This window comes from Aureisphaera sp. (genome assembly GCF_059726885.1).
Window position 1 is genome coordinate 3679035 of record NZ_AP041051.1, and the last position, 17831, is coordinate 3696865.

Below are 17831 nucleotides of genomic sequence, written 5' to 3' on the forward strand. Positions count from 1 at the left end.
TAATGAAAATTGAATTCATCAATTCGCATTCAATTTTGTAAAATATTGATACTCTATTTGTTGTGAAAAACCTGTGTTTTTTTCAGAATATATAGTCTTATTTCCTTTTTCCCCGGAAGTCTATTTTGTAATTTTGCCGCCTCAAAAAACAGGTATAATTAAATCTATCATAAATGGCATTTGTAGGCAAAAAATTCCCAAACCTTACAGTGGACGCAATCGGCAAAAACGGAATCACCGAAAAATTGAACATTCTTGAAAAAGCACAGAAAGAGAACAAAAAAATCGTGCTTTTCTGGTATCCCAAGGATTTCACTTTTGTTTGTCCTACCGAACTGCACGCTTTTCAAGCAGCAATGGGGGAATTCGAAAAAAGGAACACGCTTGTTATCGGCGCTTCCTGTGATACTCCCGAAGTACACTTCGCTTGGTTAAACACACCTAAAAACATGGGTGGAATCGAAGGAATCACTTATCCAATTATCGCAGACAGTAACAGAAACCTTTCTTCTCAACTTGGCATCTTGGACATTACCAATGAGCGTTATGATGATGAAACCCATACCGTTTTGGTCGAAGGAGATAACGTTACCTACCGCGCTACTTATCTCCTGGATGAAGAGGGAACCGTTTTCCATGAGAGCATTAACCATATGCCCGTTGGTAGGAATGTAGAAGAATTTATCCGATTAATAGATGCCTATAGCCATGTTCAAAAGAACGGCGAAGTTTGTCCCGCAAACTGGCAAGAAGGGGCTACGGCCATGCACGCCGACCGAGATGGGGTCGCTGCATATCTTTCACAGCACTTAAACTAATTACACCTTTGTATTAGTTTATTTTTTAAGTTAGGTTAGACGCACTCCTTCCCGATTTGGGAGGGAGTGTTTTTTTGTCATAACCTTCACATTTAAGTAAAATCTTAGTCGTAATTTTAGGGTTCATAAACCAATCTTTACAAAAATGGCTCAAATAACATTAGGTGGAAACCCTGCAGAAACTATAGGAAACTTACCAGAAATTGGAAGTACGGCTCCAAACTTCACATTAACTGCCAATGATCTCTCTTCGAAATCCCTTTCGGATTATGATGGCAAGCGAAAATTGTTGAATATTTTCCCTAGTGTGGATACAGGAATTTGTGCTGCCTCCTCTAGGAAATTTAATGAGGCAGCGGCAGCTTTAGATAACACCCAAGTATTATGTATTTCTAGGGACCTACCATTTGCCCAGGCTCGCTTTTGTGCTGCAGAGGGGATTGAAAACGTAGAGATGCTCAGTGACTTCAACAATGGGGCTTTTGGCAAGGAGTATGGTTTAGAAATAACCAAGAGTGCCTTTACTGGATTACATGCTAGGGTGGTTATTGCACTTGATGAAAACAATAAAGTTCTGTATACGGAACAAGTGCCGGAAATTGGACAGGAGCCCAATTATGAGGCGGCTTTAAATGCTCTTTCATAAAGGGCTACCAGAATAACCTTAACAGGAAGTTGGGGGTGAACCCTAAGGAAAATCTATCGATTACCGTTACGGGATCGTTTAAGTTATTATTACCGAAATATTCCCGACTTAGATAATTGCGTTTGTCATATACATTTCGAATTGAAAAACCAATTTTACCCCTAAGCGGTTTTTCTTTGGAAAACCTGAATGCATATGTGGACGAGAAGTCCAATCGGTGATAATTTGGCAATCTTTCTGTATTGATATTTTGAAAAAACAATTCGTTACTAGAAGGTTCCACAAGCGCTTCGGTATAGGGACGACCCGTATGCCAATTCCACCCCAATGCTACCTGAAACGCCTTTAATTTATAATTTAAGGAAACCGTTATGTTATGGCGTATACTATTGCTGGCCGTAAAGTAATCATCGTTGTTTAGTTCCCTATATTTACTTTGCACATTATTGATGGAATAACTGAACCAAGTGCTAAAATTCCCATATCCCTTTTTAATATAAAGATCTGCGCCCCATATTTTTTGGGTTCCAATGTGAAACTGGCTATCCAATGGATTCAAAAAACCCAAAGCCAATGCCGTAAGGCCATCAATCTTCTTGTAATATGCATCCAAATCAAGCGTCCAGCCCTTATTGTTAAAAACAATCCCAGTGGAAAACTGATGACTTTTTATAATGGGAAATGTATCACCATCTGCCAAGCGCCATAGTCGGTTTTCTAGGGACAGGTCACTAAATACGGTTTCATCTATCTCGCTAATGATCTGACTGCGAATTTCTGCAGATGCCTGAAGACGAACGTTCCTGAACAGATCCCTATAAATAAATACCCTAGGTTCTACCCGAAAAGCATCTAAGTGCTGGAAGTAATTTACCCGAACTCCCACATCGGCATCAAACAAATCTGGATTCCTATATTGGTAATTCCCAAAAAGCGCATGTGCATTTTCTACCGTTTGGTCACTATCCAATACAAAGGAAAGCTGGGCCGTTTCTAAAAACGCATAGCTCACATCCTTAAGGGAATACTGATATCCTAAGGAAAAAAGATGATCCTTTTTCGTTTCAAAGAAAAACTCGGTAGCTACCCCTGAATCGAAAATTACATTCTTCTTTTCGAAATCCGAAACCAGTTCGGTATCATTAAACTCAAGGAAATTATACGTGAATCGGTATTTTGACAGGGTAGCAACTACCTCCTGCCGCAGGTTTTCGTCCCACTGTGCATTCCATCGAAATGCATACCCTTCATTATTAATTTTCAATTGGTCATTTAATGTAGTCGTGCTATCCGTTTCCCGGACTACATAGTCCAAATTATTGTCAATCTGAATCGTACTTAGGTGAAAGCTATGTTTTTCGCTATGCCTGTAATTCACTTTCACATCATAATCCAGGAAGAAAAAATCGTTGTTGGTATTATCTGCATTCGTAATCTTAGTACTCTCAAATACTTTTCGGGCCATTCTATCGAACGTAAAGGATTCATAAAGCTCATCGTAACTACGTCTTACCCCCGCTTGCACATCCAACTTGTTTTTCAACAAAGGAAGAGTCAAATAGGCATCTGCCCCAAGACCGTTTATGCCTATCCCACCCGAAAACGTATCGGAAACCCGATTATTTGATGTTATAGAAACAACACTGGATAACCGTTCGCCATATCGTGGGTTCGTTCCTTTATTCTGAAATTCGACATCTTGTATTCTATTGGGATTAAACGCAGAAATCATCCCAAATAAATGCCCCTTATGATAAATGTTTATGCCATCCCATAAAATTCGATTTTGATCTGCCCTGCCTCCACGGACACTAAATCCAGTGGCAGTTTCATTAGGGCTAATGACACCTGGCAGTAACTGAATACTTTCGAGCACATCGGCTTCGGTAAGCCCAGGAAGGGCCCCAAGCACCTTAGGACTCAGCTTGAAAGTACCATCTTTTCGCTTATCGATTCCTTGGGTGAGATATCCCATAACAATCACATCTTCCAATTGCTGAACCCCCACCAAATTGCTTTCATCACTAAACACGGAGATATACCGATCGTCAATTTTTTCGAATCGAAGTTGATAGTAAGTTTCCAATACCGCCAATACCTCCTCGAAGGTTCTAACCTCACTGTCTAATGTAATTACCTTTTCCTGAAGAAGATTATCCTGATAGGAAAACCGAACATCGAACAACTCTTCCAGGGTCTCAAGGGCTTGGGCAACGGGAGTCTCATTAAATTCAACACGAAAAGCAACCGCTTCTTGTGAAATGGTTGCTGTTAAGGGAAAGAATAGGATGATGATCCAAATTAGGGTATTCTTTCTATTCATATGGATGAAGCACAATAACTTTTTGGTCATTGTAACTGTACGCTATTCGCATGGCATTAAATACTGCGGCCAAAGCTACTTTCACATTGTCGTGTCCGAAACTACCAGTGAACCGTATTCCATCGTCTATCGCATCGGTATTAAAGGTAAGGGAATATTGGTTCTCCAATTCGGCCAGCACATACACCAATGGAACACTTTTAAAGGTGCTTTCCCCGTGCATCCAACTGGGTTGCTCACTAGTGGAAGTTCCATCTTCGGTAGGATGCCCGTTAATTCTTCTTACGGTCATACCCGGCAAAAGAATTTTGGCATTTCCGTTACTTCTAACCTCCACTTTACCTTCATAACAAGTTACTTCAAAATAATCTAGGGTGGTTTTTACATTAAATTGTGTCCCGAGTACCTCAACATTTCCATTATCTGTTACCACCTCGAACGTACTACCCTTTTGTACCTTAAAATAAGCTTCTCCATCTAAGCGGACTTCCCTTCGTTCTTCCCAATTATCATTTTCATAACTCAACTGGGTATTTGCGTTAATAGTAACTTCAGAATTATCCAACAAGGTGACCGTTTTCTGTTCTGCATAGGAGGTAGAGATAACGGTCGATCCGTCTTCAAAATAAAAGTAACTGGCCAAGAACAAAAGCAAGGAGGAAGCCACAGCCATGGCCCATCTTATATTTCGTTTTCCAAAAGACCTCACTTTAGATTTCTCCCCAATCTTCCCTTGTATAGCCATGAACGTTTCTTCACCGGGGTCATTGAGCAAATCGCTTCCCAATCGAAGCTTTCGGTAAAAATTGATTTCTGCTTCTGGAATATACTGTGCCAATTCAGAATCGCTAAGTTCCCCTCCCATCCACTTGGCCAAGTAGGTCTCTTGCTCGCTATTTAAATTTGTTTTTTCCATAGAATTCCAGTGTTATGACAACTCAGGGGCAAAAAACCCTACCTACGTGTGTCTTTTTTACACTTTTCCAATTTTGTCCCGCATCGTTTTCAATGCAAGATGCATACGTTTCTCTACTGCCTTTACCGATATGCCCAACTGATCGCTTATTTCTGAATATTTTTTCTTCTCCATCCTGCTCAATAAAAAAACTTCCTTTTGGGTGGGTGGCAAACTATCAATTGCATTCTCCAACTTCACCAAAAATTCCTTTTCCAATAGAATATATTCTGGTGATTCCGGATTATTCCTGGACAAGGATGTTTTCTCAAAATTTCGGACTACCTTTCTGTGCTTGGTCCAATTTATAAAGATGTTGTTTGCCGATGTAAACAAGTATCCTTTTACCTTACTGTAATTTACCTTATCACAATTTTCCCAAAGCTTCACAAATGACTCCTGAAGAATATCTTCTGCGACATCCAAATCCTGTGTCTTAAAGAAAATAAATTGCTTTAAGTCACGGGCATGCGCTTTGAAAATAGTTTCAAAAACTGCGGGCTTACATATTTTTTGTAGTTCTTTGAGCATATATTGCAGGGAACTTTTTAGTGCTGGGATTGGCTCAAAACTATGTAAAAAATAAATTTATTCTTAGGTAGGGTTTTTTTTAACTGAGTTGTCGTATGGTAGATTGATCGAAAAAAAGCGCACCTACTATTAACCTTAAACCTATGAAAATGAAGTATTTTAGAATCTTTATTACCATTTGTATATTTTCATTGACTTTTGTCTCCTGTACCAATGACGATGCCATTACGCCTCCTCAAAATGTTCAGGAAAGCGAATCTGTACAAAATGCATTGTCCCAGTTAAGAACCCATTTCGATGATAACGGTGTACTAACCGAAGCAGCCAATCCAACCGGCAATCTTATCATAGATTTTTGTTTTGAATTTGTCTACCCAGTAACCCTCATTTATAACAATGGGGCTACCGTTACAGTAGAAAATCTAGGGGAATTAATCACAGTAATCCTTAATTCGACACCAGAACTATATATCGTTGGGATTGAATTCCCTTTCGATGTCATATGGTATAACCCTGCTACGAACCAAACCGAAGTGGTCACCATAAACAATGAAGATGAGTTTATTGCTTTAATCGAAACCTGCGATTTCGATCCTTGCATCTGCACCGATGAGGTTGATCCTGTATGTGTTGAGATAGAAACACCTCAAGGTCCAGTTGTCTTAACCTTCCCAAACCCATGTCATGCAGAATGTGAAGGCTTTACCGAAGAAGACTTTATAGAATGCCAAAACGATTGTGAATGTACCGACGAATACGATCCGGTGTGCGTCGAAAGTGGCGGAGCCATTATTGAATTTGCCAATGAATGCATTGCCCTATGCGAAGGCTTTACCCCCAATGATTTTGTGGAATGCCCAAGCGAATGTGAATGTCCAGCCGAAATAGATCCTGTCTGTGTAGAAACTGCAAGTGGGAATATTATAGAGTTCGACAATGAATGCTTGGCTTTATGCGAGGGATACACCCCGAACGATTTTGTGGATTGTCCAGCCGACGTGTGCGACATTACGGAAGTTTCTGTCGAAGTGGGTGAATGCGATCCTGCGAGCTCTGTATATACGGTAACTATCAATTTCGAAGTAATTAATCCTTCTAATGACACCTTCGATGTATATGCCTTGAATGGTGATTTTATTGGCAACTACCCTCTTTCCAGTTTACCGCTTACACTTGAATTTGAATCCAATGGAACCGGTGTTGGTGGAGTAACCGTTTGTATTAATGATAATCCAAACTGTTGTGCGGAAATCACTTGGATTCCACCAACATGTGATGGTGGCGAATGTTCTATCACCAATCTCTCAGTAGATGTAGGAGATTGTAATCCGTCTGGAGGTTATGTCATTACGATAGACTTCGATCACCAGAATGCTGGTAATGATTTCTTTGATCTATATATAAGAAATGACGAATTAATTGGGTTCTTCCCATTATCCGATCTACCACTTACTATTGCTTTTGAGCCTAGTGGATTTGACAACGACTATATTAGGGTTTGTATTAATGATACCCCAGATTGTTGTGCGGAAATCGAATGGGAGCCACCTACCTGTCAGGACGCATGCGAGTGCAACGATCTTTACGATCCTGTGTGTGTAGAATTTGGCGGAGCTATAATTACATATTTCAATGCTTGTTATGCAGAATGTGACGGCTTCACCGAAGCGGATTATGTGGATTGTGATCCTGTAGAACCCTGCGTAGATTGTATTACCGAACCGTATGAGCCATTATGTGTAGAATTTGCCGGAACGGTTATTACCATGTATAACGAATGTTTCTTATTCTGTAATGGGTTTACGCCCAATGATATTGTTGACTGCAATTAAGACTAGCTCTTTAGGTTACGTTAGTTGTTAAGTTTAAGTTGGTAGGCCGTCCTTCGGGGCGGCCTCTTTTATTTTGGCTAGGAAGGTTACAATGTACTACCTTTGCGGCCTAAATAGATTTCAATTTACAGTGAAGAAAAAATCCTTCCTTCTTAAACGATTGCTCGGTTTTAAATATGCTACGAAAGGAGCATGGATGCTATTGAAAAATGAAGCCAGTATTCAAGTGCAGGCCGGGATCGCTATTATTATGACAATTGCCGGGTTTTATTTTGACATATCCACTTCCGAATGGATTTTTCAAACCCTTGCCATTGGCTTGGTTATGAGTATAGAAGGCCTAAACACTGCTGCCGAGGAAATCGCCAACTTTGTACATCCAGATTTCAATAATAAAATTGGCTACATTAAGGATGTGGCGGCTGGCGCTGTATTCTTTGCGGCAATTGCTGCTGTAATTGTTGGTTGTATTATTTACATTCCAAAATTCTAGGAGGGAAACTCCAAAATTTTATATAGATTCGAACGTTTACAATTTGTACTTTTGTGTAACGACAACCAACTATGGCGAAAAAAAAGACGGCAAAAAAAAGGACAGCCAAAACACCTAGAAAAAAAATATCCCTAACTCTATCGAGGCAGCAGAAAATTATCTTGGGTGCTGCCCTTTTCTTTTTTGGACTGGCTTTATTGTTTTCTTTTGTCTCCTATTTTTTTACATGGCAAGCCGATCAAAGTTCCGTAGGGGAATTAAACAGGGAAGTGACAGCACAAAACTGGCTCTCCTCTGTGGGTAGGGATCTTTCCGAATTTTTTATTGGTAAAGGCTTTGGGATCTCTGCATTCATCATTGCCTTCTTAATAGGACTTACGGGGGTATACTACTTTTTCGACTACACAAAAAAACAACTGTTGAAGTTTTGGTTCTGGGGCATTCTTGTGACCGTTTGGTTATCTGTGTTTTTTGGCTTTTTTGGATTGGGGAAGACTATTTTCAGCGGTACCGTAGGATACGAAATAAATGACCTCCTACAGGACTACATTGGTCTTGTAGGCGCTATTTTGCTAATGGCATTCCTTGCCATCATTTATTTGGTCATACGTCTTAAAATGACCCCTGAAAAGGTTTCATCGGCCCTGAAGAAGACAAAAAAGGAAATCCAGGAAGATTTTAGTTCTGCAAATTCGGAAACTACCGAAGCATCTATTGAGCAAACGGATTATGAAAAAGAAGTAATCGAAACCCTCGTAGTTCCGTCTGACGAAATAGAAATGGATGTGGCAACTCCCAAGGAAGAAGAAATCATAGATGAACCTGTTCTAAAAACGATAGTAAAAGAGCCCAAAGAAGAACCCGAGGTAGCCGAAGTTGCCATGGAGGTAGAAGCTGCTCCCGAAGAGGAAGAAGTGACTGAAAATCTTTCTAAAAAACTGGTTGATGATTTTGGGGAGTTCGATCCTACATTGGAATTGGGGAATTTTAAATTTCCGACCATTGAACTTTTAAAGGATTATAGTGGTGGCCAAGGCATCACAATTAATCAAGAAGAACTTGAGGCCAATAAAAACCGCATTGTAGATACCTTAAGCAACTATAAGATTGGCATATCAAATATTAAGGCCACTGTAGGGCCCACGGTAACGCTTTACGAAATAGTTCCAGAGGCAGGAATCCGGATTTCAAAAATTAAAAACCTTGAAGATGATATTGCGCTTTCCCTTAGCGCATTGGGAATACGTATTATCGCTCCTATACCGGGACGGGGAACCATTGGGATTGAAGTTCCCAACAAAAATCCTCAAATAGTTTCCATGCGATCCGCCGTGGCATCTCCAAAGTTCCAAAATGCTGAAATGGAACTTCCACTAACCCTAGGAAAAACCATTAGCAATGAAACCTTTGTGGTAGATCTCGCCAAAATGCCGCATTTACTCATGGCGGGAGCAACGGGGCAAGGAAAGTCCGTGGGATTGAATGCCATTCTTACCTCCCTACTTTACAAGAAACACCCTGCCGAAGTAAAATTTGTCCTAGTCGATCCGAAGAAGGTGGAGCTAACACTATTCAATAAAATAGAAAGACATTATTTGGCCAAGTTGCCCGATACCGAAGAAGCTATCATTACGGACACCAATAAAGTTATCAATACCCTGAACTCCCTTTGCATTGAAATGGATACGCGTTATGATCTGCTTAAGGATGCCATGTGTCGTAATATTAAAGAATACAATACCAAATTCAAGGCCCGCAAACTAAATCCACATGACGGGCACAAATTCCTTCCCTATATCGTATTGGTCATCGATGAGTTTGCCGATTTAATCATGACCGCCGGTAAAGAAGTAGAAACACCAATCGCTAGGCTTGCCCAGTTAGCTAGAGCCATAGGGATTCACCTTATCATTGCCACACAAAGACCTTCGGTAAACGTGATTACGGGAATTATTAAAGCGAATTTCCCAGCACGTATTGCCTTTAGGGTAACCAGTAAAATAGACTCGCGAACCATTTTGGATGCAGCGGGTGCCGATCAGCTTATTGGTCGCGGGGATATGTTGTACACCCAAGGTAATGACCTCACAAGGATTCAATGTGCATTTGTGGATACCCCAGAAGTGGCTGACATCACCGAATACATTGGTTCTCAAAAGGCATATCCAAATGCCCATTTACTACCTGAGTATGTTAGCGATGAAGGTGGCACAACTATTGATATAAGTGTGGAAGAACGGGATAGTTTGTTTCGTGACGCCGCTGAGGTACTAGTTATCGCTCAGCAAGGTTCAGCATCGCTATTGCAGCGTAAACTGAAATTGGGTTATAACCGTGCAGGTCGATTGATAGATCAATTGGAAGCTGCAGGGGTTGTAGGACCTTTCGAAGGTAGTAAAGCAAGACAAGTCCTCGTTCCAACAATTGAGGCATTAAACCAACTTTTAGACAACGAAAACAACGATTAGGATGAAAAAATTAATTTTTTTGGTAATGATTTTAAGTTGCGCTTCTTTGGCACAAGCGCAAAGTGCAAAGTCATTGCTCGATGAAGTATCCAATAAGGTAAAGAGCTACGACAATATCGTTATCGACTTTAAATGGAACCTTAACAATGCAAAAGAGGGCGTAAACCAAGATACCCGCGGTAATGTGACCATAAAAGGTGAACAATATTTGCTCAATATGCTAGGTACTACGCGCATGTTCGATGGAAAGAGCATTTATACCATCGTTCCAGAAGATGAAGAAGTGACTATTTCCGGGTATAACTCCCAAGATGACAAGGAGATTACCCCTTCTAAATTACTGACCTTTTACGAAAAGGGATATACCTCTAAAATGGATATCACTCAAACCATAAAGGGAAGAAAGGTTCAATATGTGAAATTAACACCTATTGATTCCGGAGCAGAGATAAAAGATATCCTGTTAGGCATAGATGCACAGACAAAGCACATCTATCGCCTTATCCAAACAGATGCCAATGGTACGAAATATACGCTTACTGTTAATTCTTTTAAAACCAATCAGCCATTATCAAAAACACTTTTTACCTTTGACCAGGAAAAGTTCGAAAAAGATGGATATTACATCAATCGATTGGACTAACTAGGTGTTTGTTTGAAAATACTCGATCGGTACATATTAATGGCATTTTTGAAGACGTTTATTAGCGTCTTCATTATTTTAATGTTCATTTTTGTCCTCCAGACCATTTGGCTTTATATTTCTGAATTGGCCGGGAAGGATCTGGATGTATGGATCATATTGAAATTCCTTTGGTATTTCTCTCCCAAATTAATTCCTCTTGTGCTTCCGCTTACCATTTTGGTGAGCGCACTGATGGTCTTTGGTAATTTTTCGGAAAAATATGAGTTTGCCGCAATGAAATCGACTGGTATTTCATTGCAACGGGCCATGCGCAGTCTCACCATATTTATTGTAGGCCTTGCCCTTTTGGCTTTTTTCTTTGCCAATAATGTGATACCCTATTCGGAATACAAATGGCAAAACCTCCGGAGGAATATTGCCCAAGTAAGTCCTTCAATGGCCATTGTAGAAGGGCAGTTCAGTAGTATTGGGGATGACTTTAATATCAAGGTTTCTGAGAAATACGGTGATAAAGAACAGTACTTACGCGAAGTAATCATACACCAAAAGAACCCGAAGCGAAAGGCCAAGAACTCCACTGTAATAATAGCCAAAGAAGGTGAATTGGCCAGTGAAGAAGGTTCCAACACCCTTTCCCTTATATTGAAAGACGGGAATTATTATGAGGACGTACAACTCAAAAATATTGTGAAGCAGCGTAATTTGCCCTTCGCCAAGAGTTATTTCGAACAGTACACCATCAATATCGATCTTACGAAGCTAAATGATGCCGATATAGACAAAGACAACAAGTTGAGCAACCACAATATGTACAGTGCTCGCGAATTGGTGACCGAAATTGACAAGCTATCCGATGAGTTTTCTAATAACATTAACCAGTTTTCGGTAGACATGTATTATCGAATGGGACTTCCTAAAAAGAAGGATTCCATGGCACGCAAGGAGCAAAAAGACACCATCACGGAGGTATTGGACATTTTTACCAATGACCGTAAAACCAAAGTATTGCAGACGGCATTGGATAATGTTCGTGGGTCGAAAAAATCGGTTGAGGCCAAAAAAGAACAGTTCAAACAGAAGATCAAACGACTTAACAAACATGAAATTGCCTTTCATGAAAAGTTTGCACTTGCCATTGCCTGTATCATTTTGTTCTTTGTGGGGGCACCATTAGGGGCCATTATTAGAAAGGGAGGTATGGGATTACCCATGGTCGTGGCAGTGCTATTATTCCTAACCTATCATTTCATTGGAATATTCGCCAAAAACAGTGCAGAGGATGGCACCATGCATCCATTCATTGCCAGTTGGCTTAGCACTTTCATCATGTTTCCGTTAGGCATATGGCTTACCTATCGTGCCACAACAGATCAAGGGATTTTCGATATGGACTCTTTCTTACAACGTTTTAAGTTCTTAAAAAAGAAAGAAGAAGAACACATTGAGGTTGAAGAGCCCATCATACTTACACAGCACGAGAAGGCTATGGTATTGTCTAGAACAGATAGTCAATTAAAGGACATCCTTCGTAATTACAGGCAATACAATTATTCAGAAGATGTACGTAAAGCTGCGTTGCGCGAATTGAAACAAAAGGGTTATACTGAAGAGCAACTTAAAGTATCTGGCAATTTTGAGAATACTAAATATTCTGAAGCCGAATCCCAATATACCCTGTTTAAGAAACATTCGAAACGAGCATTGCTTTTTTATGTATTGTCACTACTGAGTTTTGCTTTTTTAATTCTTGCAGCTGCAATAGACCTGCATCTATTCGGTGGTATAGCGGAAGTTCTATTGTATGTACGCCCTATATTCATTCTTGTATTCTATTATTTCGCCATTCGATCCGCATTGAACAATACAAAATTCTATGAGGCTTTAGGAAAGAAACGGGATGTGGGTATTTGGTTAATCATTCTACTGCTTGGACTGCTCATATACGTCTTTATTCATTTTTACACTAAAAAACGGATGAAGGAAGAATTGCAAATGATACGTTAACTACCTTTTGCAAATATTCGTCCAATCACATACATTCCCTATCTTTGCAACTGCTAAAAGGAAATTATGATTTCTACCGAAAAAAGTACCACGATTCAATTGAACACCATACAAGAAGCTATCGATGATATTCGGGCTGGAAAGGTTGTGATCGTAGTAGATGATGAAAACCGTGAAAACGAAGGAGACTTTATTGCTGCTGCCGAAAAGGTCACGCCGGAAATGATCAATTTTATGGCGACACATGGTCGTGGACTTATTTGTGCTCCATTAACCGAGCAACGATGCGATGAGTTGCAGCTTAATATGATGGTAGAAAACAATACAGTACTCCACCATACACAGTTTACCGTATCGGTAGATCTTATTGGGCATGGCTGTACTACGGGTATTTCCGTTCATGACCGCTCCAAGACCATTCAGGCATTGGTAGATTCTAAAACCAGGGCGGAAGATTTGGGACGACCTGGGCACATTTTTCCGTTAAAGGCTAAAGAAGGCGGTGTACTTCGCAGAACAGGCCACACAGAAGCTGCTATTGACCTGGCTCGTTTGGCAGGTTTGCAACCCGCAGGAATACTTGTAGAGATACTTAATGAAGATGGAACCATGGCACGATTACCACAATTGGTAGAGGTTGCAAAGAAATTCGATCTTAAACTCATTTCCATTGAAGACCTAGTGGCCTATAGAATGGAACACGACTCCTTGATTGAAAAAAAGGAAGATTTCGATATTGAAACCAAATTCGGTACGTTCCGACTTCGTGCCTACAAGCAAACGACCAATGATCAAGTTCATATAGCACTTACCAAAGGAAATTGGGCAAGTGATGAAGCCGTTCCTGTTAGGGTGAATTCAACATTGGTTAACAATGATATTCTAGGAACCCTTACCAACAATGCCGACAAGAAGTTGGATAATATGTTTCAGGCCATTAACTCGAATGAAAAAGGAGCGATCGTTTTTATAAATCAGCAGAGCCAATCCTTGAACCTGTTAAATCGTCTGTCGCAATTAAGAGAACTGCAGGATGGGCAAAAAATCGTAAAGGCACCTCGGATTGAAATGGACAATAAAGACTTCGGGATTGGTGCACAAATCCTTCACGACCTCAACATCCGTAAAATACGGTTAATTTCCAACAGGGAACAGGGAAAACGTGTAGGTATGATTGGGTACGGCCTAGAAATTACAGACTATATTCCTTTTTAAGAACTTCTGAAATAACCTGCGCCATAGTTGAAGCACGCTGTTGTACTTCCTCGGCGGTCCATCCAATTTTTACTAAAGCGGAAATGGTTCTTCCCATCCACGCGTCACTTGCCGAAAAATCTGCCGAATTCAAATCTTGAATCTGGTTGCGAATTTCGGAAGGTACACGCCCCAATGCCGTTAGGTTTCGCAAATGCTCCCACCCATTGATATAGTGCCAATTATTCGTATACCAATAAAAACAGGCCTCCACTCCGGCTTCGGTCAATGCTTTGTGTGCTTTTTGGGTAAGTTCGGTCGTAGGTAGGAAAAAATTCAAAAAAGAATAGTTCTCTTCCCCTCCTTCCGGCACTCTTCTAAACGTTACACCGTTTATATTGGCAAGGGCATTGCGCATAATCGTATAATGTTCCTTTTGCTTGGCCAGAAAGGTATCCAGCTTGCTTAGTTGCCCAAGACCCACAGCCGCATGAAGTTCTGAGATCCTAAAATTATAACCCAAGGTTGGATGGGTTTCCGCACCACGGTCATTCCCAATATGGTCGTGCCCATGGTCTTGAAACTGATCAGCTTTAATCGAGTATTGTTCATTGTTCATTATCACAGCCCCTCCTTCACCACAAGTAATCGTCTTTACAAAATCGAATGAAAAACATCCCAAATCACCATAACTCCCTAATGGCTTGCCTCTGTATGTACCCCCAATGGCTTGGCAGGCATCTTCTAAAAGAATTAAGTTGTGTCTTGTGCAAATGTCCTGTAAGGCATCTAGATCTGCCATGGATCCGCACATGTGAACAGGCATTACGCATCGGGTCTTATCTGTAATGGCAGCTTCTACCGCCTCTGGGCTTAGTGTAAGGGTGTCATCTATATCTACTAAAACGGGAACTGCTCCCAGTATCATTATAGACTCAAAGCTTGCCACAAAGGTAAATGTAGGCATGATAACCTCGTCCCCTGCTCCAACCCCGGCCGAAGCCAATGCTACAGTAAGTGCCGATGTCCCACTGGAAACCAACTGACAGTATTGGGCCTGCATACGTTTGGCAAAGGCTGCTTCGAACTCCTTGGCTTTCCAATGTCCGTTTCGCATTCCATCGAATCCGTAGCGCATAAGTACGCCACTTTCCAATACGTCGTTTACATGTTTCTTTTCTTCTTCTCCAAAAGCTTCAAATCCTGGCATAGCAATCTTTATTTTTAGGTTAGGTAGCGCCATGTAGACGTTTGGCAAAGATAAGGGTTGCGTTGCGAGCAAGCAAAGCGTTTTCTTTTCAAATGAATCATGAATAGCTTCTATATATATAATTTAGGTATATTGCTTCTTAGCAATTTCGCATTCGCTTTGAAAAGGATTTTATACATCATTATATTATTTGTTTTTGTGTCATTTGGGTATTCTCCATCCAATGATTTTCCAGAAAAAAGAACCTTCCCCTTAAATACCTTAAAGAATTTGCAATTAGGAGACACGCTATGGATTGATTTATGGAAAGGTTCTTGCTTTGGTGGCAATATGCAAAAGATGATAATCTGCAAGACAGAGTACGATTTTGATTTATTTCTCATTGAAAGCATGACGGAAATCTTAATCGATCATGATAAAGTCTTAATGGAACCTTCCTTGATTGATTCCTGGTTCCGTAAAAATGCCGAGACACTATTAAATAAAGAATTGAAGAGGCAATTAAGTCCAAGAAGTTATGATTCCTTGCTCGTAAATCTCTCTAAGACAATTGAATATTTCGATGATTGCAAGCCTGTTGGAACTGGAGACCATTCACTCATAACTTTTAGCACCAATTCCCTAAATGGCTCATATAATTTTGACTGTAAAATTAATTGGGAGATTGACTGGGTAACCTATGAATTCAAGCACTAATTCTATAATCTGATGAAGGATTTTGTAGTAGCCATAAAAATTATTGTATTGTTTTTTGCAGTTATTACGGCCATAAAAAAGTGTGAAAACCCAGTTCCTAAGGAGCTCCAGCCCGAAAGGATGGACAAGCCTCAAGCCTGTATTCATGGTGCATTACAGGCAAAAGCCATGCTATATGCAATTTATGGTAATAGAACGACCAAAGCCCCTTTAAGTGTGGCTATTTCCAGCTATATAAATGAATTGGAGAAAATTGAAAGGCTTCCCTCCTGTCCCATGCCTTTCAAGGTTACATTCAAGCAATACGTGACCTCGTGGAAATCCCTTATTCCCATTGTAGAAAAATATCCTGAAATGCGGGGTTCTATGCGTGAACTATTGAAAGAATTAGAACAAAGCCCTGATAGTACTGCCATAAAAAATAGAATGAGAATCATTGAGGCCAATTGGAGGAATGTCGAAATCATCGCTTCAACGAATGGTATAGAAAAATAAATGTTATGAAAATGGCCCTTCTAAGGTCCCTAAAGTGTTAGTTTCGAAACTATGAGTAATGATAACGAACTTTACTGGTCCCAACGCTATATCGATAATTCCACAGGTTGGGATTTGGGAGGTATTTCACGTCCCATTAAGGAATATGTGGACCAATTGCAGGACAAACAACAAAAGATACTGATTCCGGGAGCTGGCAATGCCTACGAAGCAGAATATTTATATCGCTCAGGCTTTAGCAACGTATACATTATTGATATATCCCCTTTGCCATTGCGTAGTTTTGAAAAAAGGGTACCCAGTTTTCCCAAAGATCAAATTATAGAAGGTGACTTCTTCGAGATGCGGGATGAATTCGATCTCATCATAGAACAAACCTTTTTCTGTTCCTTCCCTCCAATACATGGTATCCGTGAAAAATATGTAGCCAAAACGCACGAATTACTCTCCGACAATGGCAAATTGGTTGGCGTGTGGTTCGATATTCCCCTAACCGACGATATGACGAAAAGGCCTTTTGGAGGATCCAAAGAGGAATACATGGCATTATTCTCAACTCATTATGAAATAACGGTACTAGAAAGAGCTTATAATTCGGTCTCCGATAGAATGGGGCAAGAACTTTTTGGTATATTGAAAAAAAGGAAGCAAGACCTATGACATTCGAAACCCATCCATTACAAGGCCATCTTGCCAATTACATTGAAGCTATTTTTCATTTCAAGGGTTTTATTCCCGATCATTCCATCGAACGGGTCATTCCCACTGGGCATATCTTTATTATTTTCGAACTCGACGGTTTCGTGCGTAATACTTTTAACAATGATACCCTAAAGCCCAATAGGGAATTTACCAAAGTATGGGTGTCGGGGATGCATAAAAACTACATCTCTATTTCGGCCCATCAGAATTCGGAGATGTTCGTGATTCAGTTTAAACCGTTTGGGGCATATCCATTCTTCCATTTCCCTATTCATCAATTGAACGATCGTATTCTACCTTCGGATGAGTTATTTGGAAATGAACTGCTTCAATTAAGGGAAGAAATTTTAACTAAGGAAACTTCGGAAGAAAAGTTTCAAGCGGCCGAAAATTGGTTACATCATCGATTTTCACAGGACCAAACACCGCCAGAGGAATTACTGGGCGTAGTAAAGGAATTGCAATCCGAATCCATAGCAAACTACCATCGCATTATTGAAAACTACTCCAAAACCCAAAAACATTTGATCGATCAGTTCAAAAAGTACATAGGACTCACTCCAAAATACTACCAGCGCATCTTAAGGTTCAATGAAATCCTACAGCATATCCATAAATCTGAACAAATTGAATGGTCTCAAATTGCATATCAATGCGAATATGCCGATCAGTCTCATTTTATCAAGGAATTCAAACACTTTTCAGGACTCAATCCCCAAAAATTTATTCAGAACGATTTTCATAATGACGAACCCAATTTCTTTCCTTTGGACAGGGAAGGTTAATTTTTTACTATCCCAAAAATTCCCTAAGCTGTA

At 40.2% G+C, this 17831-nt stretch carries 16 protein-coding genes; 12 read left to right on the forward strand and 4 right to left on the reverse strand.

Annotated elements, in window-relative coordinates:
• Positions 1–173 precede the first annotated feature (173 nt).
• Positions 174–818 (forward strand): peroxiredoxin, encoded by a 645-nt coding sequence (locus AC6JAD_RS16510; RefSeq protein WP_461303849.1) that lies wholly within the window; start codon positions 174–176, stop codon positions 816–818.
• Positions 819–963: 145 nt separating this feature from the next.
• On the forward strand, positions 964–1464 hold the full coding sequence (tpx, locus tag AC6JAD_RS16515) for a thiol peroxidase (protein WP_461303848.1): 501 nt from the start codon (positions 964–966) through the stop codon (positions 1462–1464).
• A gap of 4 nt (positions 1465–1468) precedes the next feature.
• Here tpx and AC6JAD_RS16520 read toward each other — a convergent pair whose 3' ends face one another.
• The 3 genes from AC6JAD_RS16520 to AC6JAD_RS16530 are packed head-to-tail and all read right to left on the reverse strand — an operon-like array spanning position 1469 to position 5273.
• The gene (locus AC6JAD_RS16520) at positions 1469–3787 is read right to left on the reverse strand and encodes a FecR domain-containing protein (protein WP_461303847.1); all 2319 of its coding nucleotides are present in this window, start codon (positions 3785–3787) and stop codon (positions 1469–1471) included.
• Complete coding sequence (locus AC6JAD_RS16525; RefSeq protein ID WP_461303846.1) at positions 3780–4703, reverse strand: FecR family protein; 924 nt, start codon at positions 4701–4703, stop codon at positions 3780–3782. The genes AC6JAD_RS16520 and AC6JAD_RS16525 overlap by 8 nt, the downstream gene beginning before the upstream one ends.
• Before the next feature lie 57 nt (positions 4704–4760).
• Positions 4761–5273, reverse strand: coding sequence for an RNA polymerase sigma factor (locus AC6JAD_RS16530; protein WP_461303845.1), 513 nt, complete (start codon positions 5271–5273; stop codon positions 4761–4763).
• A gap of 149 nt (positions 5274–5422) precedes the next feature.
• Here AC6JAD_RS16530 and AC6JAD_RS16535 point away from each other — a divergent pair, with 149 nt between their 5' ends.
• The 6 genes from AC6JAD_RS16535 (at position 5423) to ribB (ending at position 13931) form a co-directional block, all read left to right on the forward strand.
• Positions 5423–7105 carry an MFS transporter gene (locus tag AC6JAD_RS16535; protein ID WP_461303844.1) on the forward strand — a complete coding sequence of 561 codons (1683 nt, stop codon included), beginning with the start codon at positions 5423–5425 and terminating at the stop codon, positions 7103–7105.
• A gap of 130 nt (positions 7106–7235) precedes the next feature.
• Positions 7236–7598: a diacylglycerol kinase gene (locus tag AC6JAD_RS16540; RefSeq protein ID WP_461303843.1), complete on the forward strand. Its 363-nt coding sequence runs from the start codon at positions 7236–7238 to the stop codon at positions 7596–7598.
• Positions 7599–7669: 71 nt separating this feature from the next.
• Positions 7670–10066, forward strand: coding sequence for an FtsK/SpoIIIE family DNA translocase (locus AC6JAD_RS16545; protein WP_461303842.1), 2397 nt, complete (start codon positions 7670–7672; stop codon positions 10064–10066).
• Between the two features lies 1 nt (position 10067).
• Positions 10068–10709, forward strand: a complete 642-nt coding sequence (gene lolA1, locus AC6JAD_RS16550) for an outer membrane lipoprotein periplasmic chaperone LolA1 (RefSeq protein WP_461303841.1) — start codon at positions 10068–10070, stop codon at positions 10707–10709.
• Positions 10710–10721: 12 nt separating this feature from the next.
• Positions 10722–12716 (forward strand): LptF/LptG family permease, encoded by a 1995-nt coding sequence (locus tag AC6JAD_RS16555; RefSeq protein ID WP_461303840.1) that lies wholly within the window; start codon positions 10722–10724, stop codon positions 12714–12716.
• A 66-nt stretch (positions 12717–12782) separates the two neighbouring features.
• A complete protein-coding gene (ribB, locus tag AC6JAD_RS16560; RefSeq protein ID WP_461303839.1) occupies positions 12783–13931 on the forward strand; it encodes a 3,4-dihydroxy-2-butanone-4-phosphate synthase in 1149 nt (382 codons plus the stop codon).
• Here ribB and AC6JAD_RS16565 read toward each other — a convergent pair.
• Complete coding sequence (locus AC6JAD_RS16565; RefSeq protein WP_461304011.1) at positions 13909–15120, reverse strand: DegT/DnrJ/EryC1/StrS family aminotransferase; 1212 nt, start codon at positions 15118–15120, stop codon at positions 13909–13911. The genes ribB and AC6JAD_RS16565 overlap by 23 nt on opposite strands.
• A gap of 159 nt (positions 15121–15279) precedes the next feature.
• On the opposite strand from AC6JAD_RS16565, the gene AC6JAD_RS16570 reads away from it, so the two are divergent.
• From AC6JAD_RS16570 to AC6JAD_RS16585, 4 genes are read left to right on the forward strand one after another with little or no spacing between them, the layout of a single operon-like run.
• Entirely contained in the window at positions 15280–15816 is a 537-nt protein-coding gene (locus AC6JAD_RS16570) for a hypothetical protein (protein WP_461303838.1), read from the forward strand.
• Between the two features lie 12 nt (positions 15817–15828).
• Positions 15829–16311: a hypothetical protein gene (locus tag AC6JAD_RS16575; protein WP_461303837.1), complete on the forward strand. Its 483-nt coding sequence runs from the start codon at positions 15829–15831 to the stop codon at positions 16309–16311.
• A gap of 51 nt (positions 16312–16362) precedes the next feature.
• Positions 16363–16971 carry a methyltransferase domain-containing protein gene (locus tag AC6JAD_RS16580; protein WP_461303836.1) on the forward strand — a complete coding sequence of 203 codons (609 nt, stop codon included), beginning with the start codon at positions 16363–16365 and terminating at the stop codon, positions 16969–16971.
• On the forward strand, positions 16968–17798 hold the full coding sequence (locus AC6JAD_RS16585) for a DUF6597 domain-containing transcriptional factor (protein ID WP_461303835.1): 831 nt from the start codon (positions 16968–16970) through the stop codon (positions 17796–17798). The genes AC6JAD_RS16580 and AC6JAD_RS16585 overlap by 4 nt, the downstream gene beginning before the upstream one ends.
• Positions 17799–17831 lie beyond the last annotated feature (33 nt).